Genomic DNA, 20540 nt, shown 5'->3' with positions numbered 1-20540 from the left:
GTCAGTCCGTCTCGCCCGTCGAAGCGTCCTCCGCGGCAGGCGAGCCGACCGGCTCCGATGCTTTGAGCGCGGCATCCTTCTTCGGAACGTCGGCGCTCACCTGCTCGCGTTCCTGTGCGGGGGCCGTCTCGCCACCCTCGCGGAGCAAGCCCTCGAGCGGCGAGCGCTGCACCGGGCGAGAGACCCAGCAGACCTCGTTGGAGGGAAGGACCTTGAGGTGCAACCTGCGCTGGATGGCGAGGGACGCCTTGTTCCCCGCCCACACCTCGGCCCAGGGCACCTGCCCCCGGGACAGCACGTCGGCAATCTTGGCGGCCTCCAGAACGGTCCCCCAACCGTCCCCCTGGTGCTCGGGAAGCACCTCGAGCATCCCCATGGCGCCGCTGTCCTGCTCGCCCACAAAGCCCACCAGCTCCCCGTCCTCAAACCCACCGAGGACCCTCCCGTCACGGAGAAGCCCCAACAGCTCGACGTCGGTTACGTAGGACGGGTGGGAGTAGCGCTCGCGCACCGTGCGCAGCCACGAGGGGTCGAGCGGCCTCACATCTCTCCCCTGCAGCGACTTGGGAAGCTTGGGCGCCTCCCTCCCCTCGTACACGCACACGTGCTCGGGCTCCACCACGGTGAGGCCATGGAGCAGCTCCAGGTCCCTGACGCAGGAGGGTTCCAGGCAGCAGACCAGGTTGGACGTCACGAGCATGGCGATGACGTCACGGGCGAGGTCACGGTCGCTCGCCCAGACCTCCTGCCACCTCCCCACCCGCACGAGGACGCAGCCCTCCTCAGCGTAGGTAACCTCCCCTATGCCGCGCCTGAGCATCTCGGCCATGGGAAGGCAGCGACGCGGACCCTTGGCGAGCAGGTCGAGGGCACGGCGGCGGCGCTCGTCGTCCGTCCCCCTAAGGGCGTCCATCGCCACGCGCATCCTGCGCGCGATCTGGGCGTTCCCCTCCCGTCCGGGATGTCCGTAGGGGTCGGTCATGAGCGAGACGCGATGGTCCATCAGGTCCGAGCCCTCCACATAGGTCATCTGACCGTGGGACTCCGACTGAGCGCGAACGAGCGGGTCCACCTCCCGCCAGCAGCTGAGTGGATGAGAGTGCCAGTCGTCCTCGCTGTGCCAGGTGCTCGTGGTGACCCAGGTGGGGACGTCGGGCCAGAGCCTCGAGACCTCAGAGAGGAAGCCATAGATGTCGCGTGCCACAAGGCGCTCGCGACAGGGCTCAAAGCGGTAGTTGGCCCCCAGCTCCACAACGATGCGCGCCACGTCGACGGAGCCAGCGAGGCCCGACAGCGTCCCGGGCTGAAACACCTGGCCCCCGATGCCCTGGTTGACCACATCGAGCCCCAGCCCCATGGCGAGGACGGACGGCCAGGCGAGGGCGGGATCACCCACCGTGAACCCCTGCGCCAGCGAGTCCCCCAGCACCAGGAGCGCCTTCCTCTGCGGCACGGGGTCGATGTGCGTGCCGTTGCCCACGACCGAGCGGAGCGTGCAGCCGCGCAGGCAGGGTAGCCAGATCCGCACGTGGTGCGTCTCCCCCATGCCGGGAAGCTGCATGATGCCGTCTGCGGGCGCGGAGTCGGGGTCGTCGATGGAGAAGGTGACGAAGTCGTCGCCGACGGCGGGAAGCCGGACCGAGAGGTGGCGCCCGTCCACGTCGCACGAGAGGCCGTCGAACGCGGGGCGGTCGTCGTCCCCCTCCCCAGGCGAGACGACCGACTCCCCGTCGACGGCGGCAAACTCCGTGGCCTCACCCTCCCTGGCGTCACGCGAGGGAGTGCGCAGGTCCGCCGGGGCCTCGTAGGCGTGGTCCAGCATCGCCGACGTACCGGAGGGCTCGGGGTCAAGCGTGACCTCGATGGCGACCTCGGACGAGTCCGTCTCAAACTCCAGGCAGATGCCGGCGGTGGTGCGGCCCATCTGCCGGTAGAGGCCAGGGTGCCAGGCCATGCAGCTGCCGAGCGCGCGCATCTGGGCGTCCGTAACGCGCCAGGGCCTAAACCAGCCCTCACGCTCGCCGCTGACGCGCACCGAGCCGTGCAGCAGCTTGCGGGCGTCCGCCTGGGCGAGCATGCCCTGCCCGGCGGGGCCCCTTGTCATGTCTCGAAGCCTCATCGACGTCTTCTCCGTTTATGCTTCGTGTGTCGTTGGGCACCTGACATTCTGGCAGAGTTGCGCCATCGCAGGGGAGAGAATCCACACGTTCCACCCCCTACCCGCTCCGCCGGCAGCGCGGGCTACTCGGAGAAGAGCCCCTCGAGGACCTGCAGCACCCCATCCTCCTCGCACGGGGGAGCAACATGGCCGGCGACTGCCTTGACGTCGTCGGGGGCGCCCGCCATGGCGTACGAGCGGCCCGCCATCTCGAGCATCTCGACGTCGTTGTGCGAGTCCCCAAAGGCGGCGACCTCCGAGGGGGAGATGCCCCACCTGTCCATGAGCATGCGCAGTCCGGAAGCCTTGTGCACCCCCGGCGTCACGACGTCGAAGTAGCCGTCGCCACTGGAGACGGGCTCCATGGAGCCACCCAGCGCGTCTCTCACCCTCAAGATCTGGACCATGGCCTCGTCCACCCCGTCAACAACGGACGAGAACATGAACACCTGGTCGTCCACGTCACGGAAGTCGTCCACCCAGAAGAGCCGGTGGCAGTACACTGCGGTGTCGTCGAAGAACCATTGGGAGCTGCCTCGCTCCACGTAGGCACCACGGACCCCAAGCATGGAGAAGGGCACCTCCGGGTTTGCGTGGGCGTAGTCGATCATCGCCTCGACCGCCTCGCGCGGGGCACGTGCGGCAAACACCTCCTCGCTGCCGTCGAGGACGTAGGCCCCGTTTGCGCTCACAAAACCCATCTCGTGGGCGTGCGCGGGAAAGAGGTCGCGAATCTGGTAGTACTGGTTGCCGCTCGCGACCACGAACCTGCAGCCACGCTTGGCCATCTGCCCCCAGATGCGCTCGAACCGCTCGACATCGTAGCCCTGGTGGTCGCGGAGGAAGGTTCCGTCCTCGTCCACTGCCACCAGTCGGATCCCGCAACCCTTGGAAGCCACGTCCCTCTCCCCTCCCGAGTCATCCCTCGTCCGTTTTGTCCGCAACCCGTCTTACCGCCTGGTACGCCTCCACGAGCCGCTCAAAGCTCCACGATGCGTTGGCGGGGCTCGTGGACGGGAGCCTGGTGCAGGGAATGCCCAGGTCGGGCTCAATGTAGCGATGGTAGAGACGGGCAGATGCGGAGCCCGTGCAGAAGATGCCCCTGATGGGTGCCACACGCAGGATGGGCCTAAGGTCGTTGGGCACGGGGTTCTCGATGGTTGCGTCGCTCGCACCCACGATGTCGCAGCTGGCCAGCACGTCGTGAAGCGCGATGTGGTGGCGCGAGAGGAGCGAGAGGCGCTGCCCCGTGGTCTGCGGAGCGTCCTCGCCCCAGAGCGCCGCGATCACGCGCCAGAACCTGTTCTGCGGGTTGCCATAGTGAAAGCCGTTCTCGCGCGACTTGGGGCTGGGCATGGACCCCAGCAGCAAAACGCGAGAGGATTGGTCAAAGACCGCGGGGAGAGGTGACTCCACGTGCGTCGGGACGGCATCCCTGCGGGTCGTCACGCTACTCTCCCTCGCCGATGGGCTCGTAGAACTCCGCGCCGTCGTCCAGGCGCACCATGCCCACCTGGCCAAAGCCGTGCCCGCCAGCCGCCCCGCAGTCGATGTCCCAGCGGTCGGCGACACCGCCGGTCTGGTCGCAGGCGCCCACGCGGACGACGCGGCACAGGCCGTCCTCCCCAACGCCGGAGCGGTCGGGACGGTCTGCCATCTCGTCCAGATAGGCCGTGGGCGTGTGGCCGGCGACCACGATGGGTCCCCTGCCGTCCTTGTCCACAAGGCCCGTTGGACGCCCCCAGAACTCCTCGCGAATCCAGATGAGGTCGTCCACGAGCTGGCTCCCGAGCATCTTCTCGATGGAGTCGTCGTCCCAGGTGTCGCGCGGTTCCACCGCGGAGGACCGAATGCCCGCATGCGCGAAGACGTAGTCATGCTCCCCCACCCTCGCATGGGCGCAGACGGGAAGCTGGGCGACCCACTCCACCAGGTCGGTCATCCCCGCGTCCCCGAGCTCGGAGAGCCCGCGGACGGTGGTCTGGCTCCCGTTGATCTCCCAGTTGTACGACGCCATGTCGTCCCGGGGGTCACGGAAGAAGTCGAGCATCAGGTCCTCGTGGTTGCCCATGAGCACGGTTGCACCCGGAAGGTCGCGGCAGAGCTGCATGACCCCCACGGGGTCCGGCCCACGGTCGATCATGTCACCCAGCATAAAGATGCTGTCGGAGTCCGAGGGGGACACGCGCTCGAGCAGGCGGTCGAGCGGGGCCTTGTGTCCGTGCACGTCAGAGAACGCATAGGTTGCCATAGCGCCCCTCCTCCCGTCCTGTGGGCGTTTTCGCAAGCACAGTGTAGCCCGAGCCCGCCCGCGACGCCAATCGCCCTCGTAGGACACGGGGCTTGTGTCACCTTCTGATGCGCCTCAGGCGCTCGTGGTAGGTGACGAGCTTCCATGGCTCGGGTGCACCCGCCTCCACGAGCCTCCCGCCGGAGCGCGAGCCGTCGCCCGCGCGCTCCACCTCGCGGACCACCTGACGCATGGTCCCCTCAAACCGGTCCCTGCCAAGGCGGCACTCCCACACCACGACCACCGTCCAGCCATCCTGGAGGAGCAGGAGGTGGTCGCGCTCGTCCCTCTCCCTGTTGCGCCTGAACTTGGCCTCCCAAAACTCCACGTTGGACTTGGGGAGCGGGAGGTCGCAGTGGGGACAGCGGTGCCAGAAGCAGCCGTTGACGAAGATGGCAACCTTGCGTCCGGGGTAGCAGATGTCAGGCTTGCCGGAAGCCTTCTTCCAGTGCAGGCGGTAGCCGGGAAGACCTGCCTCGCGCAGCGCCCTCCTCACCTTGAGCTCGGGCTTGGTGTCCTTGCTCTTGTTGGCCTGCATCACGTGGTGCGTGGCGAGGCTGACCATACGGCTACAGGGCCACCCCCACCGGCGGCTCGGGAGGCTCCTCGGTGTCGTCCGGATCGGTCGGCTGGCCCGAGAAGTTGAGGTTGCCCGTTACCTCCTCGGCGTCCTCCAGGTCGAAGTCGCGCTCGAAGAACCGGGCGTGCAGCGAGGTGACACCCTCGAGGGCGTCCTCGTAGATGTCCCAGAAGCTCGTGGTGGACTCCTCCCCAGTGAACGGGTTCCTCCACGTCTGGTGCTCGTGGTTGTCGAAGTCCGATGTGAGCTCCGCCCTGTCTCGATGCGCCATCGCATGGTAGAGGGAGTACCGGTTGTGGGTGAAGGCGCGCTCGAGCGGCGAGAGCACCGCGGCCTTCCTCTGGCCAGGAGAGTAGAACAGATGCTGGACCAGACGGAACGCCTTCACGGCATGCGTGTAGCAGTCGAGGTCGAGGGTACGGCTGTACGTCCACAGCGCCATGTAGAAGAACAGCTTGTCAATAACGGCAAGCGTGGCGTCGTCGGCGGCCAGGATCTCCTTGTACGGCTTGTAGTCCGCCACCGTCTTGTGGAGCTTGGTGTAAAGCACCATCTCGTCGAAGTCACGCTCGACCTCCGCGTGCACCAACCCCCCATCGCGGCGGTCCAATCCCTCTACGCCCGCGTCGCAGATGGCGTACTCGTTGAAGTACACGAGGGGGTGCATGGCGCTGTCGAGGGCATAGTGGCACAGGAAGCCCGCAGCGTACGCACGCCCCACCGATGACTCGGAGCGCGACAGCATGCTCAGCGCGTCGTGGAGCGAGACGAGCAGGCGCGCCGGACGCACGGAGTGCATGAGGCCGCCAATGCGGTTGGATGCGGGGACCTGCGGGTCCGCGAGAAGGTAGAAGAGGGGGTCCGGCCCCTGGTTGCCCAGGAGGAACGCGTCGTGCTCGGCAAGGGAGAGGAGCCCCAGCTGAGTCGAGGCGCTGGAGTACGCGTCCTTCCCAAAGAAGTCATGGGTCATGATCGCAGGCAAGGTGTCTCCCTTCACAGTCCTCGTCCTAGATGTTCGAGCTTATTCCCCCAAGATGCAAGGTGCAAATGGCACCAGACAAATCCCTTAAACGTCACGCGAGCGGAAGGTGACGACACACGGGCGGCGACAGGAATGCGTCCATCCCGTCGGGCGGCACCGCTTACGAGACCCTTACCTTCCCAAAGAATTCGCAACCATACAATCTGTGTGCGTTCTGTCCAAAGTGAGAGGGGATGCCGTGCGTACCAAGTTCACCAAGGCCGAGAAGAGCTGGATCATGTACGACGTGGGAAACTCCGCGCTCGTCCTCCTTGCGACGAGCGTCATCCCCATCTACTTCAAGTCGCTCGCCGACGGGCCTGCCCTCGTGGCGTGGAGCTATGCCGAGACGGTCGCATCGCTCGTGATCGCGCTGCTCATGCCCATCCTCGGCTCCATCGCCGACATGCAGGGGATGAAGAAGAAGTTCATCGTGGGTACCGTGGGCACGGGCGTGGTCGCCACCGTCGCGATGGGCTTCCCCACCAGCGCGATGGCGTTTCTCGTCATCTACGTGGTGAGCTCCATCATGCTCAACTCGTCGATGGTCTTCTATGACGCGCTCCTGATCGACGCCACGACCGACGACCGCATGGACGAGGTCTCGAGCCAGGGGTATGCCTGGGGCTATGTGGGCAGCTGCGTGCCGTTCATCGCGTGCCTTGCCGTCGTGCTCAACACCAAGTCGCTTGGCATCTCTCTTCAGACGGCAATGCAGGTTTCGTTTGCCATCACCGCGGCATGGTGGGTCGCGTTTACGATCCCCATGCTCAGAAACGTGCAGCAGACCCACTACAAGCCCCTCCAGGCGCATGCGCTTCGCAACGCCACCCGAGGGATCGGCACCACGTTGAGGAAGATCTGGGCCGACCGCGGCCTCAGAACCTACATCCTCTCGTACTTCTTCTACATCGACGGTGTGCACACCATCATCAAGCTCAGCACGAGCTATGGCTCCGACCTGGGAATCGACGGCACGCAGCTCGTGCTTGCCCTGCTCGTGACGCAGTTCGTCGCCTTCCCCTCCGCCATCGCCTACGGCAAGCTGGGGACCAAGGTGGGGACCAAGAAGATGCTGCTCGTGGGCATCGCCGGCTACACCTTCATCACCCTGTTCGCGGCGTTCTTCCTGCGTACCGCCCGTGAGTTCTGGATCCTGGCGCTTCTCGTCGGCCTGTTCCAGGGAGGGCTCCAGGCGCTGTCCCGCTCGGAGTTTGGCAAGCTCTGCCCAAAGGAGCACGCCAACGAGTACTTTGGCTTCTTCGACATCTTTGGCAAGTACGCCGCCATCATGGGAACCTTCATCGTGGGGACCATGACCGCCCTCACCGGAAACGGCTCCCTGGGCGTCCTCTCCATCGTGGTGCTCTTCGTGATCGGCTTCGTCCTCATGCTCAAGACGCCCGACTCGCGCGAGCGCGCCTCGTAGCAATTGCGTGAATGCGAGTGCGGCAGTGAAGGCACGACCTTCCAAGGGGGTCTCGCGGATACCGCGGGACCCCTCCGTGTGCACCCCTTCTTTGCCTTGGCGCGAGGAGCCGCAACGACCCAGTCGCACCACGGGCCATGCGAAAGAAACTGCCAGCTCAGGGACTCCCCATCCCGGCGGGAGCCCTCCCCAGCCCGGCGTCGAGTGCCCCTCTCGCCCGGGCAATCCACCAGGAAGGTCGTCTAGTCCCGCGAGGTCTCCGGAGGCACCACGATCCTCCCGTGGTTCTTGGCCAGGGACTCCATCACTATGGCGACGGAGTCGTCCGCGGAGTCACCTATGTGGTAGCGGGCGGCACGCTGGGCGTCCTCCGTGCCGTTGCCCACGCAGAACGAGTTGGGGACGCGCGCCATGAGGGCGAGGTCGTTCTCGGAGTCGCCAAAGAAGGCAATCTGCTCAACGTCGACGCCCATGGCGTCGGAGAGGACCTCCACCGCGGTCCCCTTGTTCCAGCCGTGGGGAAGCACGTCGAGGCAGCCCGGGCCGGGGGAGACGAAGTCGAACTGGGGCAGCTCCGCCTCGACCTCGTCACGCACCTTCGCAAACCGAGCCGGGTCTCGCGAGAGGCAGATGAGGTCGACCGTGAGGATGTCCTCGGCGGGAAGCTCCTCCCCCACCGTCATGGGGATGCTGAGGGTTTCGGGGTCGTCCGCGTACTTGGCGAAGCGTTCGCGCGTGGCGCCAAACACCTGGAACGCAGGAAGGCCGCGCCTCGCCTGCTCCCTGCTGCAGACGAGCGTGGCGAGGTCGTCGCGGCGCGCGCTGAAGTCCACAAGTGCCTGGACGCCGGCGCGTTCGAGCGGGAGCCTGAAGATGTCCTTGCCGTCCAGGCGCACCAGCTTGCCGTTGGCGAAGATGCCCGTGTCGCCCATGGTCTGGTCGTTGTCGAAGTAGCCCATGAGGTCAAACGGCTCGCGGCCGCTAGCGGGGCCAAACTCGATGCCGGCATCGCGGAGCTCCGCTATGGCGGAGAGGGTTCGTCTCGAGACCGAGGAATGCCCAAAGGGCACCAGGGTCCCGTCCATGTCGCTGAGCACGAGCTTGATCATCCTTCTCCCTTCGCTTGGGACCGATTCAGGATACCCCCACTCCACATACGCCATGCTCAGCCCATAAAAATCGCCATACCGCCCATCCACGGGATGACCCCGCGGCCGACGGAGGAGATGCGCACGGAGCGGAGAGTCTCGTGTACGATTGCCAAAAGGAGGCTGCCATGGGCGAGAGGGACGGCATCGACGTTGCGGAGGGTCTCGTCGCAGGGGCGCGCGACGCGCTGGACGCCGGGGACAGCGGCTCGTTCCGCTCGCTCGTGGCACAGCTCTCCCCCCGACGCGACCTGGTGACCGCCACGCAGGCGGTCGACCTCCTCGAGCGCGCGGCCTGTCTTGGAGGTGCGAGCGACCTTGACGCCCTGTGGGATGCGTTCGACGGCGACTTTGCGTACCCCTCCTTCGCACTGTGCCTCGCACTGCGACACGCGCGCGAGGACGTTGCCCGCGACCTTCTCAACCGCGGGGTCGACCTGCTGGGCGAGGTGCGCGTTCCGCACCACTGCAGGGGACTCCTCCCGCCCGAGGGCCGCCTCACGCGCTTCGCCCTCACCCGCAGGAGCCCCACCTTGTTCCTGAACAACATGGACCCCACGCTGTCGACCGACGTGTTTGGGAAGGCGCGCGAGGGGGAGCAGCTCGAGGGCGCGCCGTTTGGGGGCAAGACGGACCTTGGCTCAGCCTGCGATTTGGTGGGGAGACTCGCGGGCGAGGGCCTGTTTGACCCCGTGGCGTTCGACGACCTCTTTCGCGCCGCCGCCGTGAGGGCATGGCACGCGCTCCGCCACGCGGGCGAGATCGACGAGGACGTTGCGAACACCTGCCTGGGACTCTGCTCGCACATGGTGGACCTGCGCCTCTCGCGCGGGATGGGAGACGACCGCTTCGAGCGCATCATGTCCAACCTTGTTGTGCCGCGGGCGAGCAGGCGGATGGTCGAGTTCGTGTGCCGGCAGGAGCCGGAGGTCTTCTTCCGCTGCCTGGACGAGCGCCCCTGGTTGAGGGACGACCCCGCCCTGGTGTCGTCGCTGGTGTCGGCGCTCCGTCCGTCTGCCGACGAGCGCCTCAACGGGAGGCTGCTCGGCATCCTCGCGGCAGAGGGCGACATGGATGGCCTGCGCGCCGTCTCCGCGTGGCCGCGGACCATGGGGAGGCAGAACGTCACCCGCGCCATGGGGCTCGCAAGCGAGGCGGGCCACGCCGAGGCAGCCGCCTGGCTCCTGGGAATGCTGCGGAGAGACGAGCCAGACGCCCCAACCACAGGAGAGACGGGCCGCGCCGAACACCCGACGGCAGCCATGGGAGGGGGCGAAAACCGAGTGGCCGCACCCCTCTCCCCCACGGCGACGCTGAGCCGCGCGGGCGAGGCAGACGTTGCGCGGGACCCATCGCAGGGGACGGAGGCGGCTGGCGGGCGCCCCTCCGTCGGTAGCGAGGAACGGGACGCCCTAGCCCTCCAGGTGCTCGACCTCGCGCGCAGCGAGGTCATCGCGAGCCATCCCTTCCTCGCGGGTGCCGTGGGACTCTCCCCCACCACGCTCGCCGCCATCGGGCTCCCCTTTCGCACCGACGGGACGTCCCTCCTGACAGACCCCGACGTGCTCCTCCGCGACTTCGCCCGGAGCAGGATGGCACCCTCGCACGACTACGCGCACGTGCTGGCCCACTGTCTGCTGCTCCACCCCTTCGTGGGGCGCGGCGTCGACCCGGCGTGCTGGGACCTCTCCTGCGACCTGGTGGCCGAGGACATGGCGCGCGAGCTCATGGGCCAGCGTCCCGGGGAGCGGGGTCAGGCAGTCGACGAGGCGCTGGACGAGCTCGCGAGCGAGCTGGGCCCCTCGCCGAGCGCGGAGCGAATCTACCGCCGGCTCGTCGAGGGCGGCTTCGCAGGGAGCCGGGAGCGCTGGGCGCGCGTACTCCTGGTGGATGACCACTCGGCATGGCACCGAGCGGGAGACCGCGACCAGGATGCCAACGGGAGCGGTCAGGGCGAGAGGGAAGGCGCCTCTCCCCAAACCGGCCCCCATGGTCAGGGCGAGGGTCGCGAATCCGAGGGCGGACGCGACGGCAAGGGCCAGCCCAACGGAACGGGTGCGGGGCAGGGCGCCTCTGGCGAGGGCGATGCCGGTAGCAAGACGGGCGGGGAGCAGCCACCGGACGGTAGCCCGGCGGCGTCGACCCCAACCGAGTCCGAGCTCCGGGCGGCACGCGAGCGCTGGGAGCGCGCGGGCAGGTCCGTTCGCGTGGACCTTCAGACACTCTCACGCAAACAGGGCACGCGGCTGGGCGGGCTCGTCCACCAGCTCGAGGTCTCGGACCACGAGCTGGTGGACTACCGCGAGTTCCTCCGGCAGTTTGCCACCAGCAGCGAGGAACTACACGTCTCGGACGACGAGTTTGACTACGTCTTCTACACCTACGGGCTCTCGCTGTACGGGGACACGCCGCTCATCGAGCCGCTGGAGTACCGGGACGAGCGGAGAATCCGCGACTTCGTGATCGTAATCGACACCTCCAGCTCGGTCACGCACGAGGTGGTCCAGGCCTTCGTCGACGCGACCTACGACGTCCTGGCAAGCGAGTCGAGCTTCTCGCAGCGGGTGAACGTGCACATCGTCCAGGCGGACCAGCGCGTGCAGAGCGACACCAAGATCACCTCGCTCGCCGACCTCGACCGCTGGAGGCGGCAGGTCAAGCTCCGCGGTCTGGGTGGCACTGACTTTCGCCCCGCGTTCCGCTACGTGAGCGAGCTCGCGGGCGGGGGCGAGTTCTCGGACCTCGCGGGCCTCATCTACTTCACGGACGGCTGGGGGATCTATCCCACCAGGATGCCGCCCTACAAGACGGCCTTCGTCTTCTACGACGAGGACCACAGGCCGGAGCTCGTGCCACCCTGGGCCATACAGCTCACCCTGAGGCCGGGTGAGTTCCGCTCGATGTCGGTCTACTGACGCACGCGCCCGCCATCCGTGCGGACGCCATCCAAGGAGGACGCAATGAACATTCGCTCGGCAACGGAGCAGATCGAGGGCGCGGTGCGCGCCTACCTTGCCCGGGACGCCCATGGCCTGTACCTGGTCCCGCCCATGATGCAGCGCCCCATCATCCTCATGGGGCCTCCCGGCATCGGCAAGACCGCCATCGCAAGCCAGATCGCCGAGCGCCTGGGCATCAACTTCGTGAGCTACTCCATCACGCACCACACCCGCCAGAGCGCGCTCGGACTCCCCTACATCGCCGAGGCGACCTACGGCGGCAGGGACGTGCGCGTGAGCCGCTACACCATGAGCGAGATCATCGCCGCCGTCTACGACGAGGAGGAGCGCACCGGCTTGAGCGAGGGGATCCTCTTCCTGGACGAGATAAACTGCGCGAGCGAGACGCTCATGCCCTCCATGCTGCAGTTCCTGCAGTACAAGACGTTCGGCCAGCACCGGCTTCCCGAGGGCTGGGTCATCGTGTGCGCCGGCAACCCGCCCGAGTACAACCGTGCCGCCCGCGAGTTTGACCCCGCGATGATGGATCGCCTCAAGCGCATCGACGTGGAGCCCGACCTCGACGTGTGGATGGATTACGCCGTGACCCATGGGGTGCACCCCGCGATCACCACGTACCTCTCCAGCAAGCCAAAGAACTTCTACCGCGTGCGCGCGAGCGTCAACGGGTCCAAGATCGTCACTGCCCGCGGCTGGGAGGACCTCTCGCGCATGCTCGTGGCATACCGGCAGGAGGGACTCCGCGTGGGGACGGAGCTCGTGTCCCAGTACCTCCAGGACCGCGAGGTCGCCGAGGATTTCTCCCTGTACCTCGAGCTGTTCGAGAAGTACCAGGACGACTACAAGGTCGATGGCATACTCCAGGGCGAGGCGGGCGACGAAATCGCGCTGCGGGCGCGCGAGGCCCCGTTCGACGAGCGCGTCGCCCTGGTCAACCTCCTGCTCGATGCGCTCCTCTCGCAGGCGCATTCGCTCTGTGCCAGGCGAGACGCCCTCTCCTGGGTGCGCAAGCGCGTCTCCTCCATGGACGGAGGCCCCTCCCGCGAGGGGTCCGAGGATCCGCTCGATGCCCTCGCGCGCGAGGCGCGGTCGAAGCTGGACGAGGCCCGGGGCTCGGGTTCCGCCTCTGCCTCTCGCCAGCTGCGCCTCGCGATGCGGGCGGAGCTGGCAGACGACCTCCACGCCGACGTCGCCCGCGCCATGCTCTCGGGTGGCTCCCCCGAAGGGGAGGAGGGTCTCGCCCTCTTGTTGCTGGGACAATGGGACCGGCAGGCGGACGACGAGGCGCGCGGGCTCGCCTCCCGCCTGGACAACGCCCTGGGCTTTTTGGACGCCTGTTTTGGGGACGGGCGCGAGATGCTGGTGTTTGTCACGCACCTAGCCGTCGACCCCGAGTTCATGGCCTTCGCCGCAGATTGGGCGGGCGAGAGCCTCTCGCGCCACGCCCACGCCCTCATGCTCCACGAGCGCGGGCAGGAGCTGCTCGAGCGCGTCAACAGGCTTGGGGGGATATCCTAGGGGCGACCATCCAAGAGGCGGTGCCGCCGTTGCGGCCTGAAGGGAGCCTTGCATGCCATCCAGGGTTGGAGCGATGAGGACCATCGGGGACGAGGGTAGGGGGCATTCCTCCGCCCAGACCGTCGAGGTCGACCTCGGCATTGGGGAGAGGACCCAGCACCTCTCGCTCCCCGCGGCCAGCGTGATCGAGGTGATGCACGCGAACGACGTCACGTTTGGGGCAACGGGCCGCACGGTCGTGGAGGAGTCCCTGCGCAATCCCATCGGAACGCCACGGCTGCGCGACGTGGCGCGCGGGTCCGGGAGCGTCTGCGTCATCACGAGCGACGTCACGAGGCCGCTTCCCACGGCAACGCTCCTTCCACCCGTGATGGACGAGCTCCACGCCGCGGGAGTACGGGACGACCAGGTGCTTCTCGCCATCGCCCTGGGGAGCCACCGCCCCCAGACCGAGGACGAGCTCCGACGCATCATGGGCGAGTACTACGGCCGCCTGAGGGTGCTCAATGGCGACTCCAAGGGGCTCGTCCACTACGGGACCACCTCGCACGGCACCCCCGTCGACATCCTGGAGGAGGTGGCCCATGCCGACGTGCGCGTCGCGCTGGGCAACGTGGAGTACCACTACTTCGCGGGCTACTCCGGAGGCGCAAAGGCGATCATGCCCGGTGTGAGCACCTTCGAGGCGATACAGGCCAACCACTCCATGATGGTGGACCCTGCGGCCCACTCGGGCAACATGGAGAGTCCCGTCCGCCTGGACCTGGAGGAGGCCTGCCGCATGGTCGGCCTCGATTTCATCGTCAACGTGGTGCTGGACGAGGAGAGAAACGTGGTCTACTGCGCGAGCGGCGACTTCGTGCGGGCGCAGAGGGACGCCTGCCGCCAGCTCGACCGCCTGTACGGGTGCGAGCTCCACGAGCGGGCGGACGTGGTCGTGGTGAGCCAGGGCGGCGCGCCCAAGGACCTCAACCTGTACCAGCTCCAGAAGGCGCTGGACAACGCAAAGCACCCCGTGCGGGACGGCGGCGTCATCGTGCTGGTGGGCTCGTGCGCGGAGGGCCTGGGGCAGCAGACGTTCGAGCGCTGGATGCTCGAGGCAAACACGCCGCAGGACGTGGTCGACCACCTTCGTCGAGAGTTCAAGCTGGGAGGGCACAAGGCCGCCGCGGTAGCGCAGATCCTTCTGCGAGCGAGCATCTACCTGGTGAGTGACCTGCCTGACGACCTTGTGCGAAGCTGCTTCATGACGCCCTTCCCCACCGTGCAGAATGCGGTGGACACCGCGATGCGGGAGCAACGTAAGAGGCTGGGACGCGAGCCCAGGGTTCTGGTTATGCCCCACGGCGGGAGCACGCTCCCCCTCATGCGCGTCCCGGGCGACGAGCCAAAGTAGCGGAGGGGCGTCAGAGCGTCCTCGCGCAGATCCTGAGATTGGAAAGGCTAGCGGCGCCGGCGCTCGTCCTCCCAGGGGTCCGAGGTCTCCTGGTGGCGCAGCGTCGCCTTGCGGGCGTCGCGGCGAAGCGACGTGCCAACGTAGAGCAGCGCGACCCCCGCGAGCAACGCGACCACGAGCAGCGTCGTGAACACGAGGCTCTCGCTGGGTCCCGAGAACAGGCCCACGAGCGCAACGGCCATCAGCACCAGGCCAAGAAGGGCGAGCAGCCCCCCACCGCGGGCGTTCTCCTGGACGTCGCGATAGTCCCTCTCGTCCTCGTTCCAATGCCGTGCCAAGGCCTCTCCCCTTTCGACTCCGTCGCATGCGGTGCCCCACGATTATCTCCCCCTCCGCCGCCAGCCAGCCGACAGCTCGGCCATTTGCGCAGGAAGCCCATGGGAGAGGAGAGGGGTCCCGGGCGAACCCGAGACCCCTCCCGACGGCGCGTGATGTGAGGCGATTGCTACGCCATGATCATGCGGAACATGTCCTTGACCTGCTCGGGGGTAGCCTCGCGGGGGTTGCCGGGGTAGCAGGCGTCGGCGAGTGCGTCCTTGGCGAGCTGGTCGAGGTCCTCCTCCACCAGGCCCTTGCAGGTCGTGGGGATCTCGACGTCGTGGGACAGCTGGCGCACGGCGGCGATGGCGGCGTCAGCGGCCTCCTCGGTGCTCATGCCCGTGGTGTCGACGCCCATGGCCGTGGCGATCTTGGCCTGGCGCTCGGCGACGACCGGCTTGTTGAACTCCATCGAGATGGGCAGCAGCATGGCGCAGGCAACGCCGTGCGGGGTGTCGTAGTGCGCCGAGAGCGTGTGCGCCATGGAGTGGTCGATGCCCAGGCCCACGTTGGAGAAGCCCATGCCGGCGATGTACTGGCCCAGCGCCATGCCCTCGCGGCCCGAGGCGGGCTTGCCAGACTTAGCCTCGGCGTAGGCGTCGCGCAGGTGCGTGCTGATGAGGCTGATCGCCTCGTAGTGGAACATGTCGGACAGCTCCCAGGCGCCCTTGGTAGTGTAGCCCTCGATTGCGTGGGTGAGGGCGTCCATGCCGGTGGCAGCGGTGAGGCCAGCGGGCATCGAGGCCATCATGTCGGGGTCGACCACGGCGACCTCGGGGATGTCGTTGGTGTCAACGCACACGAACTTGCGAACGCGCTCGGGGTCGGTGATCACGTAGTTGATCGTGACCTCGGCGGCAGTTCCCGCCGTCGTGGGAACGGCGATGGTGAAGGTCGCGTGCTTCTTGGTGGGAGCCACGCCCTCGAGCGAGCGCACGTCGGCGAACTCGGGGTTCTCCTTGATGACGCCGATGGCCTTGGCGGTGTCCATGGACGAGCCGCCACCGATGGCAACGATGCAGTCCGCGCCGCTGTCGTTAATTGCCTTCACGCCATCCTGCACATTCTGGATGGTGGGGTTGGGCTTAATCTCGGAGTAGAGCTCCCATGCGATGCCAGCCTCGTCGAGCAGGTCGGTGACCTTGGAGGTGACACCAAACTTTACGAGGTCGGGGTCGGAGCACACGAAGGCCTTCTTGTAGCCGCGGCGCTTGATCTCGCCGGGAATCTCCTTGATGGCGCCGGCACCGTGGTACGAGACGGTGTTGAGGACGAAGCGATTGACACCCATGTGAAAACCCTTCCTGTTGATCCTCGGGGCCTTTCGGTCCCTCTTCCAAACATTTATTTTTCCACGTTTAAATGTTCACATGCGTGTTCAGGTAAAAAGTTTGGCGAACGGGGCAACATATGTCCCCTGAGCGGCGCAAAGGACGGGGAACGCTCTTTTTTCATTCGCCCCCTCGGCCTGTCCCCCGGCACAGCCGGGCGCACCCGCATCGCCCCCAGACAACTCGACCCCAACGATGCGCATAACGAGGACGATGCCCCGACCGGGGCTTCCGGCCAGGGCACCTACGGGCAACGTTGAGCGCGAGCTACGGATTATGGGCGGGCCTAGAGCGACCGCAGCGCGTCGACCAGCGCCGTCTTGGCCTGGGTTCCCGAGTCCTTCTGCTTGATGACTCGCGCGGGGCAGCCCGCCACCACAACGTCCGCAGGCACGTCGCGCGTGACGACCGCGCCGGCGGCGACCACGGACCCGCGCCCCACGCGGCAGCCCTCGATCACCACGGCGTTGGCGCCTATCATCACGTCGTCCTCGATCACGACGGGCGTGGCGCTCGCGGGCTCCACGACCCCGGCGAGCACGGTGCCCGCACCAATGTGGCAGTGCCTGCCCACAATGGCACGGCCCCCCAGGACGGCCCCCATGTCGATCATGGTGCCCTCGCCCACCACGGCGCCGATGTTGATGATCGCGCCCATCATGACCACGGCGTTGTCGCCTATCTCCACCCGCTCCCGGATGATTGCGCCGGGCTCGATGCGGGCGTTGACGCCCCTGAGGTCGAGCATGGGGACGCCGGAGTTGCGACGGTCGCACTCCACCACCAGGTCCTCAACGGCGTCGCCGGCGGCCTCAAGCGCGGGGCCGAGCTCGGCCCAGTCGGCGAACACCACCTTGCTGCGGCCGTCACCAAACACGTGCGCATCCGCGGGATAGGCGACGCGTGCGCCCTCCGCCTCCCTCACGTACGCCTTGACCGGCGTGCGCTTGGGCGAGGTCGCGATGTAGTCGATGATCTGCTGTGCCTCCAACGTGCATCCTCCCTACGAGAACATGAGGTCGTCAAAGTCATAGCTGCCGGGCTTGCTGCCCAGGAGCTTTCGCGCCGCCGCAACGGCACCGTTCACGAAGATCTGCCTGCTCGTTGCGCGATGGGTGAGACAGACCTCCTCGTCGTCGCCGAAGAAGTGCACCTCGTGGGTTCCGGCGACGGTGCCGCCGCGCAGCGAGTGCATGCCCACCTGGCCCTTGGGGCGCGGTCCCACGATGCCCTCGCGACCGTACGCCACGTCTGCAGTGCCCTCGGGGTCGACCTCCGCGAGGAGCATCTTCGCCGTCCCGGAGGGGGCGTCCGCCTTGCCGCCGTGGTGGCACTCCACGATCTCCACGTCCCAGCCAGGGAGCGCCTCCACCGCCATGCGCGTGGCATGTCGCAGCACCGCGACACCCAGCGAGTAGTTGCCCGACCAGATGACCCGGCTCCTCTCGCCCCGCTCGCGGATGCTCGCGAGCTGGTCCTGGTCCAGCCCCGTGGTCCCACTCAGCAGCGCGCTACCCGTCCTGTCCACGTACGCGAGCACGTGGGGGAGCGCCTTGGGCGAGCTGAAGTCGACCAGCAGGTCCGCCGTAGGCGCCTCCTGGTCAAGCTCGCCCACGTCCTGCGCGTCGTAGCCTCCGACCAGCTCGAAGTCGTCCGCCTCGTCGAACGCCCTGCAGAGCAGCGTGCCCATGCGACCTCGCGCGCCGACCACGATGACGCTAGCCAATCAGACCAGCTCCCCTCATGGCAGCGGAGAGGCGCTCGCGTGCCGGGTCGCTAAGCGGCCACAGCGGCTGGCGGTAGCTCTCGCTGATCATGCCCATCATCGAGAGCGCAGCCTTCACCGGAATGGGGTTGACCTCGCAGAAGAGGGAGTGCACCAGCTCGAGGCCGTCGAGCTGCGCCCGGCGCGCCGCCCTCACGTCGCCGTCCAGGTAGCTGCACACCATGTCGTGCACCACGCGCGGCTGGACGTCGGCCCACACCGAGATCACGCCCGAGGCGCCCAGCGACAGCAGGGGCACGACCATGTCGTCGTTCCCGCTGTACATGCGGAAGTCGTCCGAGAGGTACTGGGCCACGGTCGTTGCGTACGAGATGCTGCCCGAGGCCTCCTTGATGCCCATGACGTTGGGGTGCGTGCACAGGCGCTCGACGTTCCTCTCGCTGATGGAGCACCCGGTGCGCCCGGGGATGTTGTAGAGGATCGCAGGCCTGTCAACCTGGTCGAGAACCGCGGTGAAGTGGTGGTAGATGCCGTCCTCGTTGGACTTGTTGTAGTAGGGGGTGATAAGGAGCAGGGCGTCGACCCCCAGCTCGGCGAGGCCACGCGACTTGGCGAGCGACTCGGCGGTGGAGTTTGAGCCGGAGCCGCCGATGACGGGGATGCGGCCGGCGACGTCGTCCACCACGCGCTTGGCGACCGCGTAGTCCTCCGCGTCGGTCATGGTCGCCGACTCGCCAGTGGTGCCCAGCACCAGGATGCCGTCGGTGTGATTTTGGATGTGGAAGTCGACCAGCCGATCGATTGCAGGGAAGTCGATCTGGCCGTTCTCGTCAAAGGGGGTGACAAGGGCGACGATGGAGCCCTCGGTGTCACGTACGTCCATGGGTGGTTCCTTCCTGGTGGTGGCGCGCGTCTGCGCGCCGATGCATGTCTCCTCTACTCCTTGGGTGCCGCGGGGGAACTGGCCCCGCGGCTACGGCTTTCGCCGCACCTCCGAGAGGAGAGCCGCACCCTCGGGCGTCACGTCCAGGGTCGCGAAGTAGTCGGCGGGCGTCTCTGCGCGCCGAATCAGGCGAACGTCGCCGTCGCTCTGGAGCAGGAGCTCCGCAGAGCGCAGCCGGCCGTTGTAGTTGTAGCCCATGGAGTGCCCGTGGGCGCCGCAGTCGTGGACAAAGAGCAGGTCGCCCACCTCGGTGCGAGGGAGGGGCCGCTCACGGGCGAGCTGGTCGGAGTTCTCGCACAGGCCACCCACCACGTTGTAGGTGCCCCCCATGGGCTCGTCCTCCCTGCCCATGACCGTGATGTGGTGGTAGGCACCGTACATCGCCGGGCGCATGAGGTTTGCGGAGCAGGCGTCGACCCCCAGGTAGTCGTGGTAGGTGACCTTGTGGTGGATCACGCGGGTCACGAGCGCGCCAGCGGGTGCGGCGATCCAGCGACCGAGCTCGGAGCGGATGGAGACGTCCCCCATCCCGACGGGGACCAGGACCTCCTCGTAGGCCCGCCTGACGCCCTCGCCGATGGCGCGGATGTCGTTCTCCCTCTGGCCAGGCTCGTACGCGACGCCTATGCCGCCAGACAGGTCCACAAACGCCAGGTGGACGCAGAGCTCGCGGGAGAGGTCCGCGGCGAGGCGGAACAGACGCCGCGCCAGACGGGGGTAGTAGTCGTCCCCCAGCGTGTTGCTCGCGAGGAACGCATGGATGCCAAACTCCTGGACCCCAGCGTCGCGGAGGGTGCGAAACGCCTCGCGCAGCTGCGGGACGGTCATGCCGAACTTGGAGTCCTGCGGCGTGCCGATGATGCCGTTTGCCGCCTCAAAGTCGCCGCCAGGGTTGACCCGGCAGCACACCGTCCGCGGGAACTCGCCCACGTTGTCGCGCCAGAACCCCAGCTGGTCGAGGGAATCGAAGTTGATGGTCGCACCAAGGTCACGCGCCAAGCGGTAGTCGGCAAGCGGCGTGTCGCTCGAGGTGAACATGGCCGCCTCGCCACGGATTCCACAGGCGTCCGAGAGCATGAGCTCGGTGAGCGAGGCACAGTCGGTTCCGCAGCCCTCCTCCGCCAGGATGCGGATGATGGCGGGGTTGGGGGTCGCCTTGACGGCAAAGTGCTCGCGGAAGCCGGGATTCCAGGCGAACGCCTCGTTAAGGGCACGGACGCGGGAGCGCAGCAGGTCCTCGCTGTACAGGTAGAACGGCGTGGGATACTGCGACGCTATCGCTTCGAGCTGCTCCTTCGTCGCGAAGGGCCTCTTGGCTGCGGTCGAGCTCACGTGGAATCATCTCCCGGGTCGTGTCGGCGAGTTTGCGACCTTACGGAAGAGGCGAGCCTGGCACCCCGGTAAGATAGCTCACCCGCGCGGTGGTGCGCGGACAGTCGCACGGGTGTTTCCCGTACGCCCACCGGGGAAGGGTGCCCCCACCCCCAGTTCGGCGGACCTCGCCTCGCGCGGTTTCGCAGCCTGCCAGCTCCACCGCGCCCTTCGTGTCCGCTCCTCTATCAGTGGGGTGAGAGTAGCACCGGCGAATGGCGGACCGCCGGGCGGACGGCGGTCACGTAACACGATGGGAACACGTCCCCCCGAGATGGGAGGGTGACGGCA

17 protein-coding genes and 1 riboswitch are annotated in these 20540 nt (G+C 67.3%); of the genes, 4 read left to right on the top strand and 13 right to left on the bottom strand.

Annotated elements, in window-relative coordinates; genetic code table 11:
- Nucleotide 1: 1 nt before the first annotated feature.
- From FYJ68_RS08015 to FYJ68_RS07990, 6 genes are all read right to left on the bottom strand, one after another.
- A complete protein-coding gene (locus tag FYJ68_RS08015) occupies nucleotides 2–2119 on the bottom strand; it encodes a GNAT family N-acetyltransferase (protein WP_154435694.1) in 2118 nt (705 codons plus the stop codon).
- 122 nt (nucleotides 2120–2241) lie between these two features.
- Nucleotides 2242–3057: a Cof-type HAD-IIB family hydrolase gene (locus tag FYJ68_RS08010; protein WP_326832280.1), complete on the bottom strand. Its 816-nt coding sequence runs from the start codon at nucleotides 3055–3057 to the stop codon at nucleotides 2242–2244.
- 19 nt (nucleotides 3058–3076) lie between these two features.
- Nucleotides 3077–3607, bottom strand: coding sequence for a DNA-deoxyinosine glycosylase (locus FYJ68_RS08005; RefSeq protein WP_326832279.1), 531 nt, complete (start codon nucleotides 3605–3607; stop codon nucleotides 3077–3079).
- Nucleotide 3608: 1 nt separating this feature from the next.
- Nucleotides 3609–4409 carry a metallophosphoesterase family protein gene (locus tag FYJ68_RS08000; protein WP_154435691.1) on the bottom strand — a complete coding sequence of 267 codons (801 nt, stop codon included), beginning with the start codon at nucleotides 4407–4409 and terminating at the stop codon, nucleotides 3609–3611.
- 97 nt (nucleotides 4410–4506) lie between these two features.
- Nucleotides 4507–5013: a very short patch repair endonuclease gene (locus tag FYJ68_RS07995; RefSeq protein ID WP_154435690.1), complete on the bottom strand. Its 507-nt coding sequence runs from the start codon at nucleotides 5011–5013 to the stop codon at nucleotides 4507–4509.
- A gap of 4 nt (nucleotides 5014–5017) precedes the next feature.
- Nucleotides 5018–6010, bottom strand: coding sequence for a hypothetical protein (locus FYJ68_RS07990; protein WP_154435689.1), 993 nt, complete (start codon nucleotides 6008–6010; stop codon nucleotides 5018–5020).
- A 277-nt stretch (nucleotides 6011–6287) separates the two neighbouring features.
- Between FYJ68_RS07990 and FYJ68_RS07985 the strand changes: the two genes are divergently transcribed.
- Nucleotides 6288–7478, top strand: a complete 1191-nt coding sequence (locus FYJ68_RS07985) for an MFS transporter (protein WP_154435761.1) — start codon at nucleotides 6288–6290, stop codon at nucleotides 7476–7478.
- 242 nt (nucleotides 7479–7720) lie between these two features.
- On the opposite strand, the gene FYJ68_RS07980 is transcribed toward FYJ68_RS07985, so the two are convergent.
- Nucleotides 7721–8587 carry an HAD family hydrolase gene (locus FYJ68_RS07980; protein WP_195837767.1) on the bottom strand — a complete coding sequence of 289 codons (867 nt, stop codon included), beginning with the start codon at nucleotides 8585–8587 and terminating at the stop codon, nucleotides 7721–7723.
- A gap of 167 nt (nucleotides 8588–8754) precedes the next feature.
- Between FYJ68_RS07980 and FYJ68_RS07975 the strand changes: the two genes are divergently transcribed.
- Genes FYJ68_RS07975 through FYJ68_RS07965 form a run of 3 tightly spaced genes read left to right on the top strand, consistent with a single transcriptional unit; the run spans nucleotide 8755 to nucleotide 14500 of the window.
- A complete protein-coding gene (locus tag FYJ68_RS07975; protein WP_154435687.1) occupies nucleotides 8755–11541 on the top strand; it encodes a VWA-like domain-containing protein in 2787 nt (928 codons plus the stop codon).
- Between the two features lie 45 nt (nucleotides 11542–11586).
- Nucleotides 11587–13104: an ATP-binding protein gene (locus FYJ68_RS07970; RefSeq protein ID WP_154435686.1), complete on the top strand. Its 1518-nt coding sequence runs from the start codon at nucleotides 11587–11589 to the stop codon at nucleotides 13102–13104.
- Between the two features lie 52 nt (nucleotides 13105–13156).
- Complete coding sequence (locus FYJ68_RS07965) at nucleotides 13157–14500, top strand: nickel-dependent lactate racemase family protein (RefSeq protein ID WP_229772135.1); 1344 nt, start codon at nucleotides 13157–13159, stop codon at nucleotides 14498–14500.
- A 47-nt stretch (nucleotides 14501–14547) separates the two neighbouring features.
- On the opposite strand, the gene FYJ68_RS07960 is transcribed toward FYJ68_RS07965, so the two are convergent.
- The 6 genes from FYJ68_RS07960 to FYJ68_RS07935 form a co-directional block, all read right to left on the bottom strand.
- Nucleotides 14548–14838 carry a hypothetical protein gene (locus FYJ68_RS07960; protein ID WP_154435685.1) on the bottom strand — a complete coding sequence of 97 codons (291 nt, stop codon included), beginning with the start codon at nucleotides 14836–14838 and terminating at the stop codon, nucleotides 14548–14550.
- A gap of 167 nt (nucleotides 14839–15005) precedes the next feature.
- The gene (fucO, locus tag FYJ68_RS07955; protein WP_154435684.1) at nucleotides 15006–16169 is read right to left on the bottom strand and encodes a lactaldehyde reductase; all 1164 of its coding nucleotides are present in this window, start codon (nucleotides 16167–16169) and stop codon (nucleotides 15006–15008) included.
- A gap of 326 nt (nucleotides 16170–16495) precedes the next feature.
- The gene (gene dapD / locus FYJ68_RS07950; RefSeq protein WP_154435683.1) at nucleotides 16496–17200 is read right to left on the bottom strand and encodes a 2,3,4,5-tetrahydropyridine-2,6-dicarboxylate N-acetyltransferase; all 705 of its coding nucleotides are present in this window, start codon (nucleotides 17198–17200) and stop codon (nucleotides 16496–16498) included.
- A 12-nt stretch (nucleotides 17201–17212) separates the two neighbouring features.
- The gene (gene dapB, locus FYJ68_RS07945) at nucleotides 17213–17935 is read right to left on the bottom strand and encodes a 4-hydroxy-tetrahydrodipicolinate reductase (protein WP_154435682.1); all 723 of its coding nucleotides are present in this window, start codon (nucleotides 17933–17935) and stop codon (nucleotides 17213–17215) included.
- Nucleotides 17928–18818 (bottom strand): 4-hydroxy-tetrahydrodipicolinate synthase, encoded by an 891-nt coding sequence (gene dapA, locus FYJ68_RS07940; protein WP_154435681.1) that lies wholly within the window; start codon nucleotides 18816–18818, stop codon nucleotides 17928–17930. Before dapA ends, dapB begins: the two co-directional genes overlap by 8 nt.
- Nucleotides 18819–18908: 90 nt before the next feature.
- Nucleotides 18909–20210, bottom strand: coding sequence for a diaminopimelate decarboxylase family protein (locus tag FYJ68_RS07935; protein ID WP_326832277.1), 1302 nt, complete (start codon nucleotides 20208–20210; stop codon nucleotides 18909–18911).
- Nucleotides 20211–20276: 66 nt separating this feature from the next.
- A riboswitch (Lysine riboswitch) is annotated at nucleotides 20277–20445 on the bottom strand.
- Nucleotides 20446–20540: the final 95 nt, after the last annotated feature.

Source organism: Olsenella porci (assembly GCF_009695875.1).
In the GTDB taxonomy this organism is placed as follows: Bacteria; Actinomycetota; Coriobacteriia; order Coriobacteriales; family Atopobiaceae; genus Olsenella_H; species Olsenella_H porci.
Note: the sequence above shows the minus strand (reverse complement) of the source record. Positions and strands in the feature narration are given on the sequence as shown.